Origin of the sequence: Streptomyces sp. Pv4-95, from assembly GCF_045782725.1 — a bacterium.
Lineage (GTDB): Bacteria > Actinomycetota > Actinomycetes > Streptomycetales > Streptomycetaceae > Streptomyces.
In genome coordinates, this window is sequence record NZ_CP127172.1 from 2,297,131 (window position 1) to 2,316,839 (window position 19,709).

Here is a 19,709-nt window from a genome sequence, read left to right on the forward strand (position 1 = left end):
GTCGCTCTCCTCTCGTGGCCGGGGCCGCGTGGCCTTGTGGGTCGCGGTGCGGCGGAGGCCGGGGCGGGTCCGGGGTCGGTGCCGGGCTGGTGAGCGCGGCTAGGGGGCCAGGGGGTTGGGCAGCGTGACGTAGACGGACTGGGTGTCGACGGGGCCGACCAACTCGTCGAGGCCGTGCAGCCGGGTGGCGAGGTTGGCCTTGCAGCGCAGGGTGCGGGCTGTCAGCAGGTGTTCGGGCAGTGTGGAGCGATGCCCGCGGGGCGCCGCGGCGGCGTCGGCGAGGAAGCGGCGGAAGGCGGCGAGCAGGATTTCCTCTCGGACCATGCGGTGCGCGCCGAACGCCCCGATGAGGCCGAGGACGTTGTTGATCCCGAGGTAGTAGGCGAACCGCTCGTCGGTGACATCGTCGGCGACGAAGCTGTCGCTGGTCGCGCCGATGCCGGGCAGCCGCCGTTGGAGGTCCGCGCGCCGGGACTCGCGGAAGTAGTAGCCCTGGTTGTCGCGGTACCGGCCGCCGACGGGCCAGCCGTCGGGGTCGAGCAGCACGAGGGTGTTCTGCTGGTGGGCTTCCAGCGCCACGCCGGCCGTGCCGTCGAGCCACAGCACGGGCCGTACGACGGCTTCGAGGTAGCGAAGGAACCACTCGGTGGCGACCGCGCCGAGGCTGCGGCCGGTGCGGACGCCGAGTGTGCTGACGAGACCGGCGAGCCGGGAGCGCATCCCCGGGTGACCGGGCCAGGGCCTCGGCGAGGTGAGTCCGGCGATGCAGACGGCGTCGTCGGTGGTGGTGAACGGGTTGTGGCGGAGGACGACGTCGAGCCCTTGGACGGGGGTGCCGTCGGCGCCGTCGACGGCGACATAGGCGGGGTCGCGGACGATGTCGAAGCCGGGGTGGACGGTCTGCCACTGCTCGGCGAGGCCGGTGCGCAGCAGCCGGTGGACCTCGACACCGCGCTCCAGTTCCTTGCGGAGGTTCTCGCGGCGGGAGTTGGTGATGCGCAGGCCGAGGGAGAGCTTGAGCATGGCGTCCGCGTCGGGGCGGTAGACCGTGCGGACCGAGGAGGTGGGGTGCCAGTGGGGGCCGCGGGGGCCGAGGTCGTGCAGCAGGCCGGCGTCGCGGAGGGCGGCGACGTCCGGGCGATCGGCGAGTTCGCGTGCCTGCCAGGGGTGCAGGGGCAGGGGGACGGTGCCGTCGGGGAGCGGGAGGACATCTCCGGCGAGGCGGGTGGTGAGCTGCTCGGCGGTGACGGGCTTGCCGCGTTCGGTCCAGGCGGAGTCGGTGGCGAGGACGGAGCGGTGCACGGCCATCCAGTGGAGCGGGAAGGCGCCGCGCAGTTCGGGTGAGTAGGCGCGGGTCTCCGCGTCGGTGAGGCCCTCGCGGCTCTTGGGTGTGGGGTGCAGCGGGTGGCCGAAGAGCAGCGACTGTTCCGCTTCGAGGAAGAGCGAGCCGTGGTCGTCGGCGGGGTGGGCGCGTCGGTCGGTGACGAAGACGGCGGTGCTGCGGACGGAGTTGGCGACCCGGCCGATCAGCTCGGCGCCGTCGCCGTCGGGCACCTGCCGCCGGCCGTCCGCGTCCGGCCGCGCCGCGCCGTCCGGGTCGGCCGGCTCGGCGTCCGCCGTCCCGGGGGCGGCGCCGTGGGCGGTGCGGCATTCGCCGCCGTACGCGGCTTCGCGGCGCAGCAGCGCGGCGAGGGTGACGGCGTCCAGGGGCGCGGCGTCCTCGGGGGCGCTTTCGAGTGTGGGGGCGCCGAGGCGGTGCCAGCCGGTGGGTGACCAGTAGCGGACGGGGACGAGCAGGGCGCTCGCGCTGGCGTGGAGCGGGAGGCGCAGCCGGGTGCCGGCCGGGGGGTGGGTGGCGCTCTCGCGGATCCAGCAGCGCAGGAGGTTCTCGATGCCCGCGGCGTCGGCGGCGACTGCCGGGTCGGGGTGGTCCAGGGGGTCGCCGGGAAGGAGGCTGTCGCCGGGTGCGGTGCCGGGGGTGGGGGCCCGGTGGAGCGCGTCCGCGGCGGGCAGGTGGCAGGGGGTGTCCGCGGGGCGCCGTTGCTGGCGCGGGACCGACTCGATCGTGCCCGCGCCCTGGGGGTGGGCGGGGAGCCGCTCGGCGGCCTGGATGCCGTCGGAGCCGGGGCGTTCGTTCATCGGGAGGTGCCTCGCATTGTCGTGGGGGAGGTGCCCGTCGGCGCGGGAGTGGTGCGGACCGCCGCCGCGATGGCGTCGGTGAGGCGGTCGAGGATCGCGTCCGCCTGCTCGTCGGTGATGGTCAGGGGCGGCAGCAGCCGGACGACGGCGGACTGCCTGCCGCCCAGCTCGACGATCAGGCCGCGGTCGAGGCAGGCGTTCTGGACGGCGACCGCGAGCGTGGGGTCCGCGGGGCGCGCGCCGGTGGCGTCGGCGTCGGCGTCCCGGTCGACGAGCTCGACGCCGAGCATCAGGCCGCGGCCGCGGACATCGCCGATGCAGTCGTGGGCCGCGGCGAGTTGGGTGAGCCGGGCGAGCATCCGGGCGCCGAGCTCCCCGGCGCGCCGGTCGAGGCCGTTCTCGCGGACGTGGACGAGGGTGGCGCGGCCGGCGGCCATGGCGAGCTGGTTGCCGCGGAAGGTGCCGGCGTGGGCGCCGGGCTGCCAGGTGTCCAGTTCCGCGCGGTAGACGATGACGGCGAGGGGAAGGCTGCCGCCGATCGCCTTCGACAGGACGAGTACGTCGGGCACGATCCCGCTGTGTTCCATCGCCCAGAAGGTGCCGGTCCTGCCGACGCCGGTCTGCACCTCGTCGACGATCAGCGGGATCCCCCGCGCTGCGGTGACGTCCCGCATACGGCGCAGCCAGCTGTCCGGGGCGGGGATCACGCCGCCCTCACCCTGGACCGGTTCGAGGATCATCCCGGCCGGGCGCGGTACCCCGCTCTTCTGGTCGTCGAGCAGGCTCTCCGTCCAGCGCGCGGCGAGTTCGGCACCGCGCTCGCCGCCGGTCCGGAAGGGACAGCGGTAGTCGGAGGGATAGGGCAGGCGGGTCACCGCGGTGGTCCGTGCGCCCCCGGAGGCGGCGAGCGCCCCCTCGGTCATGCCGTGGTAGGCGCCGGAGAAGGCCATCAGGCCCTCCCTGCCGGTCGCGGTGCGGACGAGGGTGAAAGCGGCCTCGACGGCGTCCGTGCCGGCCGGTCCGCAGAACTGGATACGGCCGTTCTCCGCCAATTCCCGCGGCAGGGTGGCGAAAAGTTCGGTGGTGAAGTCGTCCTTGACCGGGGTGGCCAGGTCGAGGGTGTGCAGCGGCGCGCCGGAGTCGAGGACTGCGCGGATGGCTTCGAGCACCACGGGGTGGTTGTGCCCGAGCGCCAAGGTGCCGGCGCCGGAGAGGCAGTCGAGGTAGCGCCGGCCGTCGGCGCCCTCGATGGTCAGTCCCCTGGCCCGTACCGGGACGATGGGCAGCGAGCGCGCGTAAGTGCGGGCGGCGGACTCACGCAGGGACTGTCGGCGCAGGATCCCCTCGTGGGACGACGGCGTGGCCGCCGGTGCTGTTTCGGTCAACGCCACGGCAGTTGTGACCTCCTGCTGATCTGCTCCTGGATGCCGCGGGCCCGTTTCGGGCAGCCCGGCTCTCCCCCGTACCTACCAACGACGGCGTCACCGGAGGATCACGGTTGAGCACAAGATCCTTGCCGCGGGAACCGGGGACCCGGGTGCCGCCGTCCCCTTCGGCACCGGCATAGTGGGGTGCTGCGCCGGGCTCTTTAAGGTTCATGACAAGACGAAACGGCGCACACATCCCGTTTCACCGAAGCGCAGTTCGAAAACATCAGGGGGAGCTCACCCATGCGATCCATACGTCGGCCAGTCCTGGCCGCGGCCGCCCTCACCGCCGTACTGGCGATGACCGCAACCGCCTGCGGGCCGGAGGGTGGCCAGGCGGACGCCAAGGCCACCGAGTCCGCGGCTCAGGACACCACGGGCGGAGGTGAGATCAAGATCCCCCAGGAGATCCAGGACAAGCTCAAGGAGCACGGGTTCGACCTGGACAAGTGGAAGAACGGCGAGTGGAAGAACTGGGACCGCGACACGTGGCTCCGTGAGGCCGGGGAGTTCATCAACCCGATCATCAAGGACTTCTGGAACCCGGACAAGATCGACAAGGTCAAGCCGCCCAAGGACCCGAGCAAGCCGGAGGACATCTCCGAGGACCAGGGCAAGACCGACCCCGAGCCCGCCGCGGTCCCCGCTCAGCCCGTCAAGACCCCGTACACCTCCACCGCTCCCGGCGTCGGCCTGCTGCTCTTCAGCACCCCCGAGGGCGAGTCGCGTTGCTCCGCCACGGTCGTCAAGGACCCGGCGCACCCCGGCAAGTCCAACCTGGTGTGGACCGCCGCGCACTGTGTGCACGCCGGCAAGAACGGCGGCTGGTACCGCAACATGATGTTCGTCCCGAACTTCAACCGGACGGGCCAGACCGCCGACAAGATGAAGACCACGCCCTTCGAGGACCGCGTCCCGTCGGGCAAGTGGTGGGCCGATGACATGGCGACGTCCAACCAGTGGATCAAGGCCGGCGGCGCCGTTCCCGGTGTGCCGATGGCTCCGTACGACTTCGCCCTGATGCACGTGAAGCCGGAGACCGGCACCGGCGGCAAGTCCCTGGAGGAGGTCGCCGGCGGTGCGTACGACGTCGAGTTCAACGCTCCGGCGATGAACAAGATCCCGAGCCTGACCGCCCAGGGCTACCCGGCCGAGGCGCCGTTCGACGGTGCCGTGCAGCAGCAGTGCACCGACAGGCCGACCCGCCTGTCGATGGACGCGCAGAAGCCGACCATGTACCGCATCGGCTGCACCATGACCGGTGGCTCCTCCGGTGGCCCCTGGTTCATCAAGGGCCAGGACGGCAAGCCCGTGCTGGTCTCCAACATGTCGATGGGGCCGCGTCCGGCCCGCTGGTCGGCCGGCCCGCACCTGGGCCCCGAGGCCAAGTCCATCTTCGACGCGATGAGCAAGCGCTGGGCCGCCAAGGGCTGATGCCCGACGGTGGTGGTGCCGGGTCCCGGCGCCACCACCGGCCCATGCATCAGGCCCGCCCCCGGACTTCCGGGGGCGGGCCTGATTGGTTTGCGCTCCGAGCCGTGCCCCCGAAAGGGACACGGCTCCCGGGGCGTCGCTACGCCGCGGGGACGAAGGGCTGGAATTCGGCGGCCAGCTCCTGGTGGACGCGCGCCTTGAGGACCGTACCCTCCGCGGTGTGCTCCTCGGAGAGAACCTCGCCCTCGGCGTGCGCCCGCGAGACCAGGGCGCCCTGGGTGTAGGGCACCAGCGCCTCGATCTCGACCTCGGGGCGCGGCAGTTCCTCGTCGAGGAGTTCGAGCAGCTCCGTCATGCCCTGGCCGGTACGGGCCGAGACGACGAGGGCGTGCTTCTCCTGCCGCAGCAGACGCTGGAGTACCAGCGGATCGGCGGCGTCCGCCTTGTTGACGACGACGATCTCGGGCACGTCCGTCGCGCCGACCTCCCGGATCACCTCGCGCACGGCGGCCAGTTGCTCCTCCGGCACCGGATGCGAGCCGTCGACGACGTGCAGGATGAGATCGGAGTCCCCGACCTCCTCCATCGTGGAGCGGAACGCCTCGACGAGGTGGTGCGGCAGGTGCCGTACGAAGCCGACGGTGTCGGCGAGGGTGTAGAGGCGCCCGCTGGGCGTCTCGGCCCGCCGGACGGTCGGGTCCAGGGTGGCGAACAGGGCGTTCTCCACCAGCACACCGGCGCCGGTGAGGCGGTTGAGGAGCGAGGACTTGCCGGCGTTGGTGTAGCCGGCGATGGCGACCGAGGGGACCTTGTTGCGCCGGCGTTCCTGGCGCTTGATGTCCCGGCCGGTCTTCATCTCCGCGATCTCCCGGCGCATCTTCGCCATCTTCTCGCGGATCCGGCGCCGGTCCGTCTCGATCTTGGTCTCACCGGGGCCACGGGTGGCCATACCGCCACCGCCGCTGGATCCGCCGCCGCCCATCTGCCGGGACAGCGACTGACCCCAGCCGCGGAGCCTGGGCAGCATGTACTGCATCTGCGCCAGGGAGACCTGCGCCTTGCCCTCTCGGGACTTGGCGTGCTGGGCGAAGATGTCGAGGATCAGGGCGGTCCGGTCGACCACCTTGACCTTGACGACATCCTCCAGGTGGATGAGCTGGCCCGGGGAGAGTTCACCGTCGCACACCACGGTGTCCGCCCCGGATTCGAGCACGATGTCGCGCAGCTCAAGAGCCTTGCCCGAGCCGATGTAGGTGGCCGGGTCCGGCTTGTCGCGACGCTGCACGACGCCGTCGAGCACCAGGGCGCCGGCGGTCTCCGCCAGGGCGGAGAGCTCGGCGAGGGAGTTCTCCGCGTCATGCACCGTCCCCGAGGTCCAGACGCCGACGAGCACGACCCGCTCCAGACGGAGCTGTCGGTACTCGACCTCGGTGACGTCTTCGAGTTCGGTGGAAAGGCCCGCCACGCGGCGCAGCGCCGCGCGCGCCGAGCGGTCGTACTGGTCGCCGTCACGCTCCCCGTCGATCTCGTGGCTCCAGGCGACGTCCTCTTCCATCAGGGCGTCGGCCCGAAGGCTCTCGGGGAGGCGCTGTCGGTCCTGCGGAAGGGAAGAAGAGGAGGTCATTTGATCCTTTGTGTCGTTGGGAGTCCACGATGGGGGCCTGCCGGTCCCACTGGGACTGTCGGTGATGACAACGTCCGAGCCGCCCGGGAGATTCCCCGGGCCCGTCGGCGTCGACCCGATGATGGTCCCACGCCCGGTGAAGCCCGTCACGCGGGTTTTCCGGTGATTTCCGGGCCCGGCGCGGCCCGCGCGCCGGGGAAGGCCGCCCTCCGTGGGTCGGCCCCCGGCCCGGGGCGGAGGGCCGCAGCGGTCACAGTCGGTGAGCAGCCGTGAGGGGCCGCGCGACAGCCGCTCCGCGCTCTCCCCTCACGACTCCGGTCGGGGCCCCTCAGGACGGCTTCCCCGCGTCCGTGAGCGACGGCTTGTCGGCCTCGTGCGGGCCACCGGTCGGCTTCTGCGACTCCGGCCGGTCCGCGGCGGGCTTCGGGGCCTCCGCCCGGTCGGCGGTCGGCTTCGGGGCCTCGGTCGGCGCCTCCGGTGCCGGGGCGGCCGTGGGCGACTGGCTCTTCCAGCTCGGTTCGCCCGGCATCGGCGGCGTCTTCGCCGCGTACAGCCACGACCGGAAGAAGCCCGCGAGATTCTGACCGGCGACGTCGGACGCCAGGGCGATGAAGTCGGCGGTACCGGCGACGCCGTCACGGTGGCGTGCGACCCAGGTGCGCTCCAGGCGGTCGAAGGCGGTGGGGCCGATCTTCTGGCGCAGGGCGTACAGCACCAGCGCGCTGCCGTCGTAGATGACCGGGCGGAAGATGCTGATCTTCTTGCCGGGGTCCGGCGGCTTGGGTGAGGCGGGCGGCCCGCCGGCGGCGCGCCAGCGGTCCGACAGCTCGTACGCCCGGCGCATCCGCGTCTCCAGGGACGCCGCCTTGCCGCCCTTCTCCTGCGCGTAGAGCGCCTCGTACCAGGTGGCGTGGGACTCGTTGAGCCAGACGTCGGACCAGCGGTGCGGGCTGACGCTGTCACCGAACCACTGGTGGGTCAGCTCGTGCACCATCACCGACTCGACGTACCAGGCGGGCAGCCGGTTGGTGGTGAACAGGCCCTTCTCGAAGAGCGAGAGGGTCTGTGTCTCCAGCTCGAAGCCGGTCTTGGCGTCCGCGACCAGCACCCCGTACGTCTCGAAGGGGTAGCGGCCGATCTTGCGCTCCATCCAGGCCAGGTGGCCCGGGGTCTTGGCGAGCCAGGGCGCGAGGGCGGCGCGGTCGGCGGTCGGTACGACATCGCGCACCGGCAGGCCGTGCGGTCCGCGACGGCGCAGCACGGTGGACGTGCCGAGGGAGACCTGCGCCAGCTCGGTGGCCATGGGGTGCTCGGTGCGGTAGGTCCAGGTGCGGCGTGGGCCGGGGTCCCCCTTCTCGGCCCGCTCTTCCACCGGCTTCCCCACCGGTTCCCCGTTGGCGACGGCCGTCACGTCCTTGGGCGCGGAGATGTGGAAGGTGAAGAACGCCTTGTCGGAGGGGTGGTCGTTGCAGGGGAAGACGCGGTGTCCGGCATCGGCCTGGTTGGCCATGGCCAGCCCGTCGGTGGTGCGGATCCAGCCGCCGTCGCTCTTGTCGCCCGGGTCGCTGGTGTGCCGGATGACGATGCGCAGCTCCTCCCCCCGCAGGACGGGCACGAGCGGGGTGACCACGAGGTCCTCGCCGTGCTGCTCGTGCTGCGCGGGGAGGCCGCCGACCATGACAGAGGAGACGCTCCCCCGGTCGAAGTCGAGGTTGATCCGGTCGAGGTCGCCGGTGGCCCGGGCGGTGATGTCGGTGACGGCGTTCAGGGGCCGGTCGTTGTGGCCGGAGTAGTCCAGGGAGATGTCGTAGGACGTGACGTCGTAGCCGGGGTTGCCGAGCATGGGGAAGAGGCGGTCGCCGATGCCGAGCGGCCCCGGGCCGGGAGGTACGGCCGCACCGAGTGTGGCGGCGGCCGCCAGCCCGAGTACGGCGGCACGGCGGGCGGCCTGCGAGGCGATCCGGCCGCGCGGGGCACGGGTCAGGCCGCGATCGGGGCGGTCGGGGTCTCGGGACGGGCGACGCGAGCGAAGGGACATGGGCTACCGCTATCAGCGCGGCCGCCCCGCCGGTGGACGACGCGGCACCACGGCACCCGAACGGGCGGTGGTTGGTGTCGTCCGGCTTACGCCCGCGCTACCCGTGATCGCTCAGCGGCGCGCCGTGGCGGCCTGTCTGGCGCGGCCGGCCCGCAACACGTCGAAGACGCCAGGTACTTGACGCATCGCGCGCATCAGCGCCGGCAGCCCGGCGGCGTTGGGGAGTTGCAGCGTGTAGGTGTGGCGCACCCGCTGCTCATGCGGGGGTTCGACGGCGGCGGAGACGACGGCGGCGCCCTCCGAGGCGATCACTTCGGTGAGGTCGGCCAGGAGGTGGGGCCGGCTGAAGGCCTCGGCGAGGAGCGTCACCCGGCAGCCGTGGCCGGTCTTGCCCGCGCCGCGCCATCGCACACCGACCGGCTGGCGGCCCGTCGCCGCCATCCGCGCCACGACGGGGCACAGCGCGCGGTGCACGGTGACCGTGCCGCCCCGGACGGCGAAGCCGGTGACGGTGTCGGGCGGCACCGGGGTGCAGCAGCCGGCCAGCCGCAGCGCCGCACCGGGCAGATCCGCCACCGCCAGCACGGAGGCAGGGGTGGACGAGGACCACGAGGAGAATCCGTCGTCCGGGGAATTCCGGAGAGCGGCGCCCTGTCCTGCTTCGGCGTCGTCGTGGGGGTGGTCGCCCGCCGGCCCCATGGCCCGTGCGCCGGGACGGCCGGCCGTCGGCAGCGGCTCCGCCAGCCGGCGGGCGATGGCGAGCCGGGCGGCGGGTGTACGGGCGTGGTCGAGCCACTCGGGCGAGGGGCCTGCCGCGGAGTCCGGCGCGATCAGCAGGTGCAGGCTGTCGCCGTCGTGCAGCACGGTGGAGAGGGTGGCGAGGCGGCCGTTGACCCGGGCGCCGATGCAGCAGTGCGCGGCCTCGCCGTGCCGGGCGTAGGCGGCGTCCACGCAACTCGCCCCGGCGGGCAGGCCGATGGCGCCTCCCAGGCCGCCCGGCTCCCCCTCCGCCACGCCGGCGGACAGCCCGTCCGACAGGCCGTCCGCGCAGAAGACCGTGATCTCCCGGTCCTGTGCGAGGTCGTCGCGCAGCGAGGTCCAGAACGTGTCGGGGTCGGGGGTCGTGCGCTGCCATTCCAGCAGCCGGGAGAGCCAGCCGGGGCGGGTCGGGTCGGCCCGCTCGCCGTCGGGTGCGTCCGCGCCGTCGGTGGGCGTGTACGGGTTGCCCAGGGCGATCACGCCCGCCTCGGCGACCCGGTGCATCTGGTGCGTACGGATCAGTGTTTCGGCGATCTCCCCGGCCTCGCCGGTGATGGCGGTGTGCAGCGATTGGTAGAGGTTGAACTTGGGGGCCGCGATGAAATCCTTGAACTCCGAGACGACCGGGGTGAAGCAGGTGTGCAGCTCCCCGAGCACCGCGTAGCAGTCGGCGTCCTCCGCGACGAGCACCAGCAGCCGCCCCAGGTCCGCGCCGGTGACCTCGCCGCGCCCCAGCAGGACACGGTGCACCGACACCAAGTGCCGTGCGAAGACATGGACTTCGGCCTCGATGCCGGCGTCGTGCAGGGTGCTGCGCACCCGGTCGGCGATGGCGGCGAGCGGGTCCGGCCGGCCCGCGTGTTCGAGCACCATGCGGCGGGTGGTGGCGTGTTCCTCGGGGTGCAGGATCGCGAAGACCAGGTCCTCCAGCTCGCTCTTGAGCGCCTGGACACCGAGGCGTTCGGCGAGCGGGATCAGCACATCGCGGGTCACCTTGGCGATCCGGGCCTGCTTCTCGGGCCGCATCACACCGAGGGTGCGCATGTTGTGCAGCCGGTCGGCGAGCTTGATGGACATCACCCGGACGTCGTTGCCGGTGGCGACGAGCATCTTGCGGAAGGTCTCCGGCTCCGCCGCCGCGCCGTAGTCGACCTTCTCCAGCTTCGTGACACCGTCGACGAGATAACAGACCTCGGCGCCGAACTCCGCCCGCACCTGATCGAGCGTCACCTCGGTGTCCTCGACGGTGTCGTGGAGCAGCGAGGCGGTCAACGTCGTGGTCTCCGCGCCCAGTTCGGCGAGGATCAGCGTCACGGCGAGGGGGTGGGTGATGTACGGCTCGCCGCTCTTGCGCATCTGGCCGCGGTGCGAGGACTCGGCCAGCACATAGGCCTTGCTCAGGATGTCGAGGTCGGCGTCCGGATGGTGTCCGCGGTGCACCTTGGCGACGTGCTCCAGGGCGTGCGGGAGGCCGTCACGGGGGGTCGGGCCGAGGAGCGCGGCGCGCCCGATCCGGCGCAGCCCCCGCACATCGAGTCGGGGGCGGCCGCGCTTGCGGCCCGCTGCTTCAGGAATACCAGGGTTAGTGGCCTCTGCGCTCATGGGCACCTCCGGCAGCGTCGACCGGCGGTTGGGCGCCGTCAGTTCGGACGTCCGGGCCGGTGCTTGATGCTACCGAGCCCATCACGCACCGCTGCCCGCCTCTCGCTCAGCGTGAAACGGATCACCCATTCGAGCGAAGAAGGCGGCTGGAGCCGTGTCCCGCGAAGGCCACCTGCCGTGGCTGCGGGGCGCCCGGTCGGGGCCCCGCGATGAGGTGCGTCAGGCCAGGGAGGCGGACAGCCAGTCCGGCTCGAAGGTGCCCTCGGCGACGATCACGGCCGGGCCCGTCATCTCGACGGTGCCGTCCGGCAGCTCGGTGATCGAGAGGCTGCCGCCGAGCACATCGACGGTGTACGTGACGGGAGTCCCGGTCTCGGAGGGGTCCACACCGTCCCGGCGCGCGGTGGCGACGGCGACCGCGCAGGCGCCGGTGCCGCAGGAGCGGGTCTCGCCGGAGCCGCGCTCGTGGACGCGCATCGCCACGTGCCGCGGGCCGCGGTCGGCGACGAACTCGATGTTCACGCCGTCGGGATAAACCGCCGCTGGGCTGAACGGCGGAACGCTCAGCAGGTCACCGGCGTGGGCCAGGTCCTCGACGAACGCGACGGCGTGCGGATTGCCCATGTTCACGTTGCGGGCCGGCCAGCTGCGGCCGTCCAGGGTGACCACGACGCCCTCCGCGGGCAGCTCGGCGCGGCCCATGGAGACAGTGACATCGCCGGTCTTGGCGACGTGCACACGGCGGATGCCGGCGCGGGTGGCGATCGCGAGGTCGCCCGCCTCGGCCAGCCCGGCGTGCAGCAGGTAGCGCGCGAAGACGCGGACGCCGTTGCCGCACATCTCGGCGATCGAACCGTCGCCGTTGCGGTAGTCCATGAACCACTCGGCCTCGTCGGCCAGGGCGCGTGCCTCCGGGTGCGCGGCGGACCGTACGACGCGGAGCACGCCGTCGCCGCCGAGTCCGGCCCGGCGGTCGCAGATCCGGGCGACCGCGGCCGCGGACAGGTCGAGCCGGCCGTCCGGGTCGGGAACGATCACGAAGTCGTTCTCGGTGCCGTGGCCCTTGAGGAAGGTGATGCGCTGTGCGGTGGTCACCCTTGAATCGTACGGGGGTGGCGGGGCGATCGGCGCGGGTGGGGCAACGGGCCCCGCGAGGGGCGGCCGGGTCCCGGCACGGTGCGGGACGCGTCAGCGCAGGCGGGCCACGCGCCAGATGGCAAGGGCCGCCAGGACGGTCACCACCGCGGTGTAGATCAGGACGACACGCCAGTCGGTACGCCGTCCGGAGCCGCGGACCGGCAGGCCGGGCCAGGTGTGGCCCACCCGGCGGGCGGCCATCATGCCCCAGCCCGCGGCGCAGCAGCACAGCAGCAGACCGAGCATCGCGATCACCGCGCCGCCGTCGCCGCCGAGCTCGAAGGCCAGGGGGAAGGCGAACATCAGCGAGCCGACGGCCGCCAGCACCACGATCGGCGCGAGCTGCCACAGCCGCAGTCTGCGCGGCGGGCGCAGCTCCCGGAAGGACGCGCCGTCCTCGGCGGGACCGTCATCCGCATCCGGACCGTCGGAGTCGTCCAGCGCGGCCTGCTCTGCCATGCCGTCGGGACCGTCCGCGGTCAGCGGTGCCGTGTCGGCGCCGTCGCGGTCCGGCTGCTGCGCTCCGTTACGAGGGCCGGCCTTCATTGCCACGCGCCCTCCCCACTGCAGATTGCACGCCTCGATCGAAGGTCGATGATGACACGCCCTCAGGGGGCCGGATGACGGCCGGAGCGTCCCGATGCCATGACGTGATCAGGCTGTGACCGGTCGTTCGAGCAACGCCAGCGCCTGCCCGGGAAGTTCCGCCCTTCGGTCCGCGGCGCCGCTCAGCCAGTGGACGCGCGGGTCCCGGCGGAACCACGAGTCCTGACGGCGCGCGAAGCGCTTGGTGGCGCGCACCGTCTCCTCGCGCGCGGCCTGCTCGGTGCACTCTCCGGCCAGCTGGGCCAGCACCTGCTGGTAGCCGAGCGCGCGGGAGGCCGTACGGCCCTCGCGCAGCCCCTCGCCCTCCAGGCGGCGCACCTCGTCGACCAGCCCGGCCTCCCACATGCGGTCCACCCGCAGCGCGATCCGCTCGTCCAGTTCGGGGCGCTCGACGTCGACGCCGATCTGCAGGGTGTCGTAGACCGCTTCGTGGCGGGGGAGGTTGGCGGTGAAGGGCCGGCCGGTGATCTCGATGACTTCCAGGGCGCGCACGATGCGGCGGCCGTTCCCGGCCAGGATCGCCCGGCCCGCCTCGGGGTCGGCGGCGGTGAGCCGGGCGTGCAGGGCGCCGCTGCCCAGCTCCGCCAGCTCGGCCTCCAGCCGGGCGCGCACCTCCGGATCGGTGCCGGGGAAGTCGAGGGCGTCGATGGCGCCGCGGACGTACAGGCCGGAGCCGCCGACGAGGACCGGGGTGCGGCCCTCGGCGAGGAGACGGTCGATCTCGGCGCGCGCCAGCTGCTGGTACTCGGCGACGCTGGCCGCGCGGGTCACGTCCCAGATGTCGAGGAGGCGGTGCGGGATGCCCTGCTGCTCGTCCGGGGTGAGTTTGGCGGTGCCGATGTCCATGCCCCGGTAGAGCTGCATGGAGTCGGCGTTGATGACCTCGCCGCCCAGGTGCCGGGCGAGCGCGACGCCCAGATCGGACTTTCCGGCAGCGGTGGGGCCGACGACGGCGATGACCCGCGGAGCGGGAACGGCGGTGTTCACCCCGTCAGTCTCGCAAACATCGGGCCGCCCTCTCGAACGAGCGACGTGACGGGCCACCTATGGGGTCGTTGCCCATTCGAGGTCCCGAGAGCCGGTGCACGACCGGCGCCCGCGGGCGGCGCAATGGGACGCTCCGGGTGGCGAGGGATTTCACCTGAATGCATAGGATAGGAGCAGTTATGGGTGTATTTTCCCGCTTTCGCCGCCGCCGGTCCGATGCGGCGACGGAGGAGAACGGAGCAGCGGAGGTGAGGGCGGAAGGAACGTCGCCCGAGGATTCCGCCGCCCCGGCCGACGACGCCGAGGGCAGCGGGGCCGCGCAGGCCGCCGAGGCGTCCTCGGAGGCCGCCGGCGCCCCGGAGGAGCCGGCGGAGGTGTCCGGTGAGACCGCCACGGCGGACGAGCCGGGTGCCGACGGGGCCATCGGGGCGGCCGCGAGCCCGGAGATTCCTCGCCAGCAGTCGGTGTCGGACAGCGAGACCGACAAGGGTGCCCGGAAGTAATTCCGGCGGCGGAGGATCGTTTCACAAGCTTCGGCAGCAGGGAGAAGGGAGCGCCGTAATGGGCCTGAAGGAGAATCTCAAGACCGGTGCCGACCACCTGAAGGGCCGGGCCGGCGACTTCGCCCAGCAGCATCACGACAAGATCGAGTCCGGTCTGGAGAAGGCCGCCAGGACGGTCGACGAGAAGACCAAGGGCAAGTACAGCAGCCGGATCCGTTCCGGAACCGGCAAGGCCAAGCACGCGCTGGAGCGGCTTTCGGAGCAGGCGGAGCATTCGCACGGCCCGGGACCCGCCAAACGCGCCCAGTGGCCCGACAAGGGGCCTTCCTGAGGCGGTGAGCAGGTCTTGGCGCGGGGAGCCGCGCCGGAGCCGGTGCACGGCACGCGAAGACGGCGACGGCCGCGAGGTGATTCACCTCGCGGCCGTCGCCGTACGTCCCCACGGGGAGCTGTCCCCGGGCGATCGGGGCCGCTCTCGTGGACGGATCCACTCCCGCGGCAGGCTCCGGCGGTCAGGACCACGTCGCCGCGAAGTAGCCGACGCCGTAGGGCGCCTCCTCGCGCAGCAGCCGACCCTGGAGCCCCGCGCCCTCTGCCGCGCCCGCCAGCACCTGCCAGCAGGCCCTCCCGGACGCCCGGAGGTCGAAGGCCAGCTCCTCGTCGAGCGCCCTCAGCGCGGCGATGTCGGCGGCTCCCAGCGCGCGTGCGGCCGCTGTATCGAAGCCCTCGGCACGCTCGTCGAAGTATCCCGGCGCCTTCACCGACCGGCAGGCGCTGCCGTCCCCCATCACCAGGAGCGCGACCCGCTCCGCGGATGCGGCGATCTCGCGGCCCACCGGCAGGCACCGGTCGCGGGCCAGCGGCTCGCCGACCCCGAGGCCCTCGACGGGGGCGTCCGCCCACTCCGTACGCGACAGCAGCCAGGCACCGACGGTCAGCGACGGCGGGAGCTCCCGCTCGGCCCCGGGGGACCCGGGTGACCCGGGGGACACAGCACCCAGCGGCACCTCCAGCTCCACCCCGAAGCCGCGGAAGGAGCCGACGGCGCCCTGCGGGTGGGGGCCGCGGCCCGCCTGTTCGGCCGGGCCGATGACGATCAGCCGGTCCGGCCTTGCCGCGGCGAGCACGCCGACCGCGTCGAAGGAGGCGGCACGCAGCGCCTCCAACTCGGGCGCGGCACCGGCGGCGACCTCCGGGACGAGCAGCGGCGGGCAGGGGCAGATGGCGGCGGCTACGAGCATGCCACGCAGCGTAACGCCCGGGATGCGGGCAACCCGCCCCGCCTGCGGTTCTGCCGTCCGCCGCAGGGCAGGCCGGCTCCGGCAAGGGCGGCCCGCCCCGAGGGTCGGGCCGCCCCGGCGAGGGGCCGGTCAGTCGCAGCCGCAGCCCGACGTGGGGGCCGGGGCGGGCGCCGGGGCGCCGATGGTGGGCAGGCCCAGCAGCACGCCCTGGGGCTTCTCGGCCGGGGCGGCGTTGCGCTTCTCCCAGGCGTCACCGGCGCGGGTGCGGCGCACCGTCCGGGTCGCGCCCTCGGCGAGGAGGTGGTGCGGTGCGGCGTAGGTGATGTCGACGGTCACCATGTCGCCGGGGCGCACCGGCTCCTCGGGGCGGGTGAAGTGGACGAGGCGGTTGTCGGGGGCCCGGCCGGACAGGCGCCGGGTCGCGTCGTCCTTGCGGCCCTCACCCTCGGCGACCATGACCTCCAGGGTGCGGCCGACCTGCTTCTTGTTCTCCGCCCAGGAGATCTCCTCCTGGAGGGCGACCAGGCGCTCGTAGCGCTCCTGGACGACGGCCTTGGGGATCTGGCCGTCCATGTCGGCGGCGGGCGTCCCCGGGCGCTTGGAGTACTGGAAGGTGAACGCCTGCGCGAAGCGGGACTCGCGGACCGTGTGCAGCGTCTGCGCGAAGTCCTCCTCGGTCTCCCCCGGGAAGCCGACGATGATGTCGGTGGAGATGGCGGCGTCCGGCATCGCCGCCCGCACCTTCTCGATGATGCCGAGGAAGCGCTCCTGGCGGTAGGAGCGGCGCATGGCCTTGAGGACCGAGTCGGAGCCGGACTGCAGCGGCATGTGGAGCTGCGGCATGACGTTGGGCGTCTCGGCCATGGCGGCGATGACGTCGTCGGTGAAGTCACGCGGGTGCGGGGAGGTGAAGCGCACCCGCTCCAGGCCCTCGATCGCGCCGCAGGCGCGCAGCAGCTTGCTGAACGCCTCGCGGTCACCGATGTCGGAGCCGTAGGCGTTGACGTTCTGGCCGAGCAGGGTGATCTCGCTGACGCCCTCGGCGACCAGCGCCTCGACCTCGGCGAGGATGTCGCCGGGCCGGCGGTCCTTCTCCTTGCCACGCAGCGCCGGGACGATGCAGAAGGTGCAGGTGTTGTTGCAGCCGACCGAGATGGAGACCCAGGCCGCGTAGGCGCTCTCGCGGCGGGTGGGCAGGGTGGACGGGAACGCCTCCAGCGATTCGGCGATCTCGACCTGCGCCTCCTCCTGGACGCGCGCACGCTCCAGCAGCACCGGCAGCTTGCCGATGTTGTGCGTTCCGAAGACCACGTCGACCCAGGGGGCCTTCTTGACGATGGTGTCGCGGTCCTTCTGGGCGAGGCAGCCGCCGACGGCGATCTGCATGCCCGGTCGGGCGGCCTTCTTCGGGGCGAGCTGCCCGAGGTTGCCGTAGAGCCGGTTGTCGGCGTTCTCCCGCACGGCGCAGGTGTTGAAGACGACCACGTCGGCACCTTCGGCGTCCTTGGGCGCGGGGACGTATCCGGCGTCCTCCAGCAAGCCCGACAGCCGCTCGGAGTCGTGGACGTTCATCTGGCACCCGTAGGTGCGGATCTCATAACTGCGCTTGACGCCCACTGCCTGGCTCCGGTCACTGCTGCTCATGCGTCAAGGGTAGGCGGTGTCCGGAGTGCCTCCCGACTCCGGAGCGGGCTGCCCGGACCCGGGGCCCGCGGGCCGCGCGGACGGCACGACGGGCGGCCGGGAGCCGTGCGGCAGCGGCACCCCCTCCCATTCGGGCGTCACTGCTGGCAGGATCCCGCCCATGGTCTCCGCACTCCCCCGCGCCTTCGGCCGCCGGGCCCTCCAGCTGACCGTCGCGGCATCGGTCGCGCTCGGCATGCTGCTGTGGTGGCTGCTGTCGACGGGTGCGGCCCCCTCCCCCGGCGGGAAGGTGACCCTGGCGACCGGGGTACCGACCGGGGTGTACGCGCGCTACGGGGAGCTGCTGAAGCAGGACATGGCCCGCGACATGCCCGAGGTCGACCTGCGGCTGGCCCGCAGTGAGGGGTCCATAGACAACCTGCGGCAGCTGGTCGCCGGGCGCGCGGGATTCGCCATCGCGACGGCCGACGCGGTGTCGACGTACCGCAGCAGGGGCGAGCCGGGCGCCGCACGGCTGCGGGCCTGCGCGCGGCTGTACGACGACTACATGCAGCTGGTCGTCCCGAAGGACTCCCCGGTCCGCTCGACCAAGGAGCTGCGCCGGCTGCGGGTCGGTGTCGGGGCGGACGGCTCGGGCGTACAGCTGATCACCCGGCGGCTGCTGGAGGCGGCGGGGCTGGACTTCGACAAGGACATCGAGCCGGTGCGGGTCGGTATCGACCGGATGCCGGGGCTGCTGGAGCGCGGTGAGCTGGACGCTTTCTTCTGGTCGGGCGGGCTGCCGACGACGGCGGTGCAGCACCTGGCGCAGCGGTTCCCGGTCCGCCTGGTGCAGCTCGGTGATCTGAGCCCGGCGCTGCACCGGCAGGGCGAGCGCACCCGCTACTACCGGGCCGCGGTGATGCCCGCCGACGCCTATCCGCTGGTGCAGGACGGGCAGGCGGTGAAGACCATCGCGGTGGCCAACCTGCTGGTGACGACGGACCGGGCGGATGCCGCGCTGACCGAGGGCATCACGCGGACCGTCATCGACAGCCGCGACCGGATCGGGCGGGAGGTGCACGCCGCCCAGAAGGTGGATCTGCGGACGGCGGTCTTCACCGATCCGCTGGCGCTGCATCAGGGCGCCCGGCGCTATTACGTGTCGGTCAAGCCCTGACGCCACGTCCCCGGGTCAGCTCCGCGGCGTCCCGGCGGAGCGGCGCGCGGGCCTGCTGCGGCGGGGGCGGCTCCTGCCGCCGTTGCCCGCGGCGCCGGCGGACGCCGCCGTGGCGGGCGCAGCGGTCACGATCGGGACACCGTTCGGTGTGCGCGCGCCGGTGATCCGTATCAACTCGGTGTCGCCGGGGGCGACCTCGGCGGTGCCCGGGGTGATCTGCGCCTGCCGCATCAGCCGGGTCATGTCCCGGCGCTGGCCGGGCGTGACGAGGGTGACGACGGTGCCGGACTCGCCGGCCCGTGCGGTGCGGCCGCCGCGGTGCAGATAGTCCTTGGCCTCGGTCGGCGGATCGACGTTGACGACCAGGTCGAGGCCGTCGATGTGGATCCCGCGGGCGGCGACGTTGGTGGCGATCAGCGCCGAGGCGTCGCCGGTGCGGAACTGCTCCAGCGTGCGGGTGCGCTGCGGCTGGGACTTGCCGCCGTGCAGCGCGGCGGCGCGCACGCCTTGGGCGAGCAGGTGCTTGGTGAGCCGGTCGGCGCCGCGCTTGGTGTCGACGAACATGATCACGCGGCCGTCGCGGGCGGCGATCTCGGTGGCGGTGGCGCGCTTGTCGACGTCGTTCACGTACAGGACGTGGTGGTCCATGGTGGTGACCGTCGCGGCCGACGGGTCGACGGAGTGGGTGACCGGGTCGGTCAGGAAGCGCCGGACGAGCTTGTCGACATTGCGGTCGAGGGTGGCCGAGAACAGCATGCGCTGGCCGTTGGGGTCGACCTTCTCCATCAGCCGGGTCACCTGCGGCAGGAAGCCCATGTCGGTCATCTGGTCGGCCTCGTCGAGGACGGTGACGGCGACCTGGTCCAGCTTGCAGGCCCGGCGGTCCAGCAGGTCGGCGAGCCGTCCGGGGGTGGCGACCAGCACCTCGGTGCCCTTGCGCAGCGCGTCGACCTGGCGGCTGATCGAGGTGCCGCCGACGACGGTGGCGGTTCGCAGCTCCAGCGCGGCCGCGTACGGCGCGAGCGCGTCGGAGACCTGGCCGGCCAGTTCACGGGTGGGTACGAGCACCAGCGCCAGCGGGCGCTTGCTCACGGCGCGCTTGCCGGCGGTGCGGTGCAGCATCGCGAGGCCGAAGGCGAGGGTCTTGCCGGAGCCGGTGCGTCCGCGGCCGAGCACATCCCGGCCGGCGAGGGTCGCGGGGAGGGTGGCGGCCTGGATGGGGAAGGGCTCGGTGACGCCCTGCGCACGCAGCGCGGAGAGGAGGGCCGGTGCCAGCGGCAGCTCGTCGAAGGAGCCGGCGGGCGGAGGAGGAGACGCCGGTGCGGGCGTCTGCGGGGCGGCGCTCTGTCGCGGTGCGGTCGCTCGTGTCACTGAAGGCCCTTCAGGGGAGGCGCTGGTGGGTCGTCACG

General features: G+C 73.0%; 15 protein-coding genes. 4 read left to right on the forward strand and 11 right to left on the reverse strand.

What is annotated here, in order from left to right:
• Nucleotides 1–99: 99 nt before the first annotated feature.
• Both QOM21_RS10155 and QOM21_RS10160 read right to left on the reverse strand, forming a co-directional pair.
• Nucleotides 100–2,139 (reverse strand): IucA/IucC family protein, encoded by a 2,040-nt coding sequence (locus tag QOM21_RS10155; protein ID WP_407549488.1) that lies wholly within the window; start codon nt 2,137–2,139, stop codon nt 100–102.
• Nucleotides 2,136–3,530: a diaminobutyrate--2-oxoglutarate transaminase family protein gene (locus QOM21_RS10160; RefSeq protein ID WP_407549490.1), complete on the reverse strand. Its 1,395-nt coding sequence runs from the start codon at nt 3,528–3,530 to the stop codon at nt 2,136–2,138. The genes QOM21_RS10155 and QOM21_RS10160 overlap by 4 nt, the downstream gene beginning before the upstream one ends.
• A gap of 279 nt (nt 3,531–3,809) precedes the next feature.
• On the opposite strand from QOM21_RS10160, the gene QOM21_RS10165 reads away from it, so the two are divergent.
• Nucleotides 3,810–5,000 carry a trypsin-like serine peptidase gene (locus QOM21_RS10165; RefSeq protein WP_407549491.1) on the forward strand — a complete coding sequence of 397 codons (1,191 nt, stop codon included), beginning with the start codon at nt 3,810–3,812 and terminating at the stop codon, nt 4,998–5,000.
• Nucleotides 5,001–5,139: 139 nt separating this feature from the next.
• Here QOM21_RS10165 and hflX read toward each other — a convergent pair whose 3' ends face one another.
• The 6 genes from hflX to miaA form a co-directional block, all read right to left on the reverse strand.
• The gene (gene hflX / locus QOM21_RS10170; protein ID WP_407549493.1) at nt 5,140–6,624 is read right to left on the reverse strand and encodes a GTPase HflX; all 1,485 of its coding nucleotides are present in this window, start codon (nt 6,622–6,624) and stop codon (nt 5,140–5,142) included.
• A gap of 328 nt (nt 6,625–6,952) precedes the next feature.
• Nucleotides 6,953–8,662 (reverse strand): M1 family metallopeptidase, encoded by a 1,710-nt coding sequence (locus QOM21_RS10175; protein WP_407549495.1) that lies wholly within the window; start codon nt 8,660–8,662, stop codon nt 6,953–6,955.
• A 111-nt stretch (nt 8,663–8,773) separates the two neighbouring features.
• Nucleotides 8,774–11,023, reverse strand: coding sequence for a RelA/SpoT family protein (locus tag QOM21_RS10180; protein ID WP_407549497.1), 2,250 nt, complete (start codon nt 11,021–11,023; stop codon nt 8,774–8,776).
• 219 nt (nt 11,024–11,242) lie between these two features.
• Nucleotides 11,243–12,118 (reverse strand): diaminopimelate epimerase, encoded by an 876-nt coding sequence (gene dapF, locus QOM21_RS10185; RefSeq protein ID WP_407549499.1) that lies wholly within the window; start codon nt 12,116–12,118, stop codon nt 11,243–11,245.
• A 93-nt stretch (nt 12,119–12,211) separates the two neighbouring features.
• Nucleotides 12,212–12,706, reverse strand: coding sequence for a hypothetical protein (locus QOM21_RS10190; protein WP_407555626.1), 495 nt, complete (start codon nt 12,704–12,706; stop codon nt 12,212–12,214).
• 108 nt (nt 12,707–12,814) lie between these two features.
• A complete protein-coding gene (gene miaA / locus QOM21_RS10195; RefSeq protein ID WP_393893331.1) occupies nt 12,815–13,753 on the reverse strand; it encodes a tRNA (adenosine(37)-N6)-dimethylallyltransferase MiaA in 939 nt (312 codons plus the stop codon).
• Between the two features lie 179 nt (nt 13,754–13,932).
• On the opposite strand from miaA, the gene QOM21_RS10200 reads away from it, so the two are divergent.
• Nucleotides 13,933–14,256, forward strand: coding sequence for a hypothetical protein (locus QOM21_RS10200; RefSeq protein WP_407549501.1), 324 nt, complete (start codon nt 13,933–13,935; stop codon nt 14,254–14,256).
• Nucleotides 14,257–14,314: 58 nt separating this feature from the next.
• Complete coding sequence (locus QOM21_RS10205; RefSeq protein WP_407549503.1) at nt 14,315–14,587, forward strand: antitoxin; 273 nt, start codon at nt 14,315–14,317, stop codon at nt 14,585–14,587.
• A gap of 181 nt (nt 14,588–14,768) precedes the next feature.
• On the opposite strand, the gene QOM21_RS10210 is transcribed toward QOM21_RS10205, so the two are convergent.
• Both QOM21_RS10210 and miaB read right to left on the reverse strand, forming a co-directional pair.
• Nucleotides 14,769–15,497 (reverse strand): class III extradiol dioxygenase subunit B-like domain-containing protein, encoded by a 729-nt coding sequence (locus QOM21_RS10210; protein WP_407549505.1) that lies wholly within the window; start codon nt 15,495–15,497, stop codon nt 14,769–14,771.
• A 129-nt stretch (nt 15,498–15,626) separates the two neighbouring features.
• Entirely contained in the window at nt 15,627–17,141 is a 1,515-nt protein-coding gene (gene miaB / locus QOM21_RS10215) for a tRNA (N6-isopentenyl adenosine(37)-C2)-methylthiotransferase MiaB (RefSeq protein ID WP_407549506.1), read from the reverse strand.
• Nucleotides 17,142–17,301: 160 nt separating this feature from the next.
• On the opposite strand from miaB, the gene QOM21_RS10220 reads away from it, so the two are divergent.
• Entirely contained in the window at nt 17,302–18,300 is a 999-nt protein-coding gene (locus QOM21_RS10220) for a TAXI family TRAP transporter solute-binding subunit (RefSeq protein WP_407549508.1), read from the forward strand.
• Nucleotides 18,301–18,315: 15 nt separating this feature from the next.
• Here the strand turns inward: QOM21_RS10220 and QOM21_RS10225 are convergent, their stop codons facing one another.
• The gene (locus QOM21_RS10225; protein ID WP_407549510.1) at nt 18,316–19,671 is read right to left on the reverse strand and encodes a DEAD/DEAH box helicase; all 1,356 of its coding nucleotides are present in this window, start codon (nt 19,669–19,671) and stop codon (nt 18,316–18,318) included.
• Nucleotides 19,672–19,709: the final 38 nt, after the last annotated feature.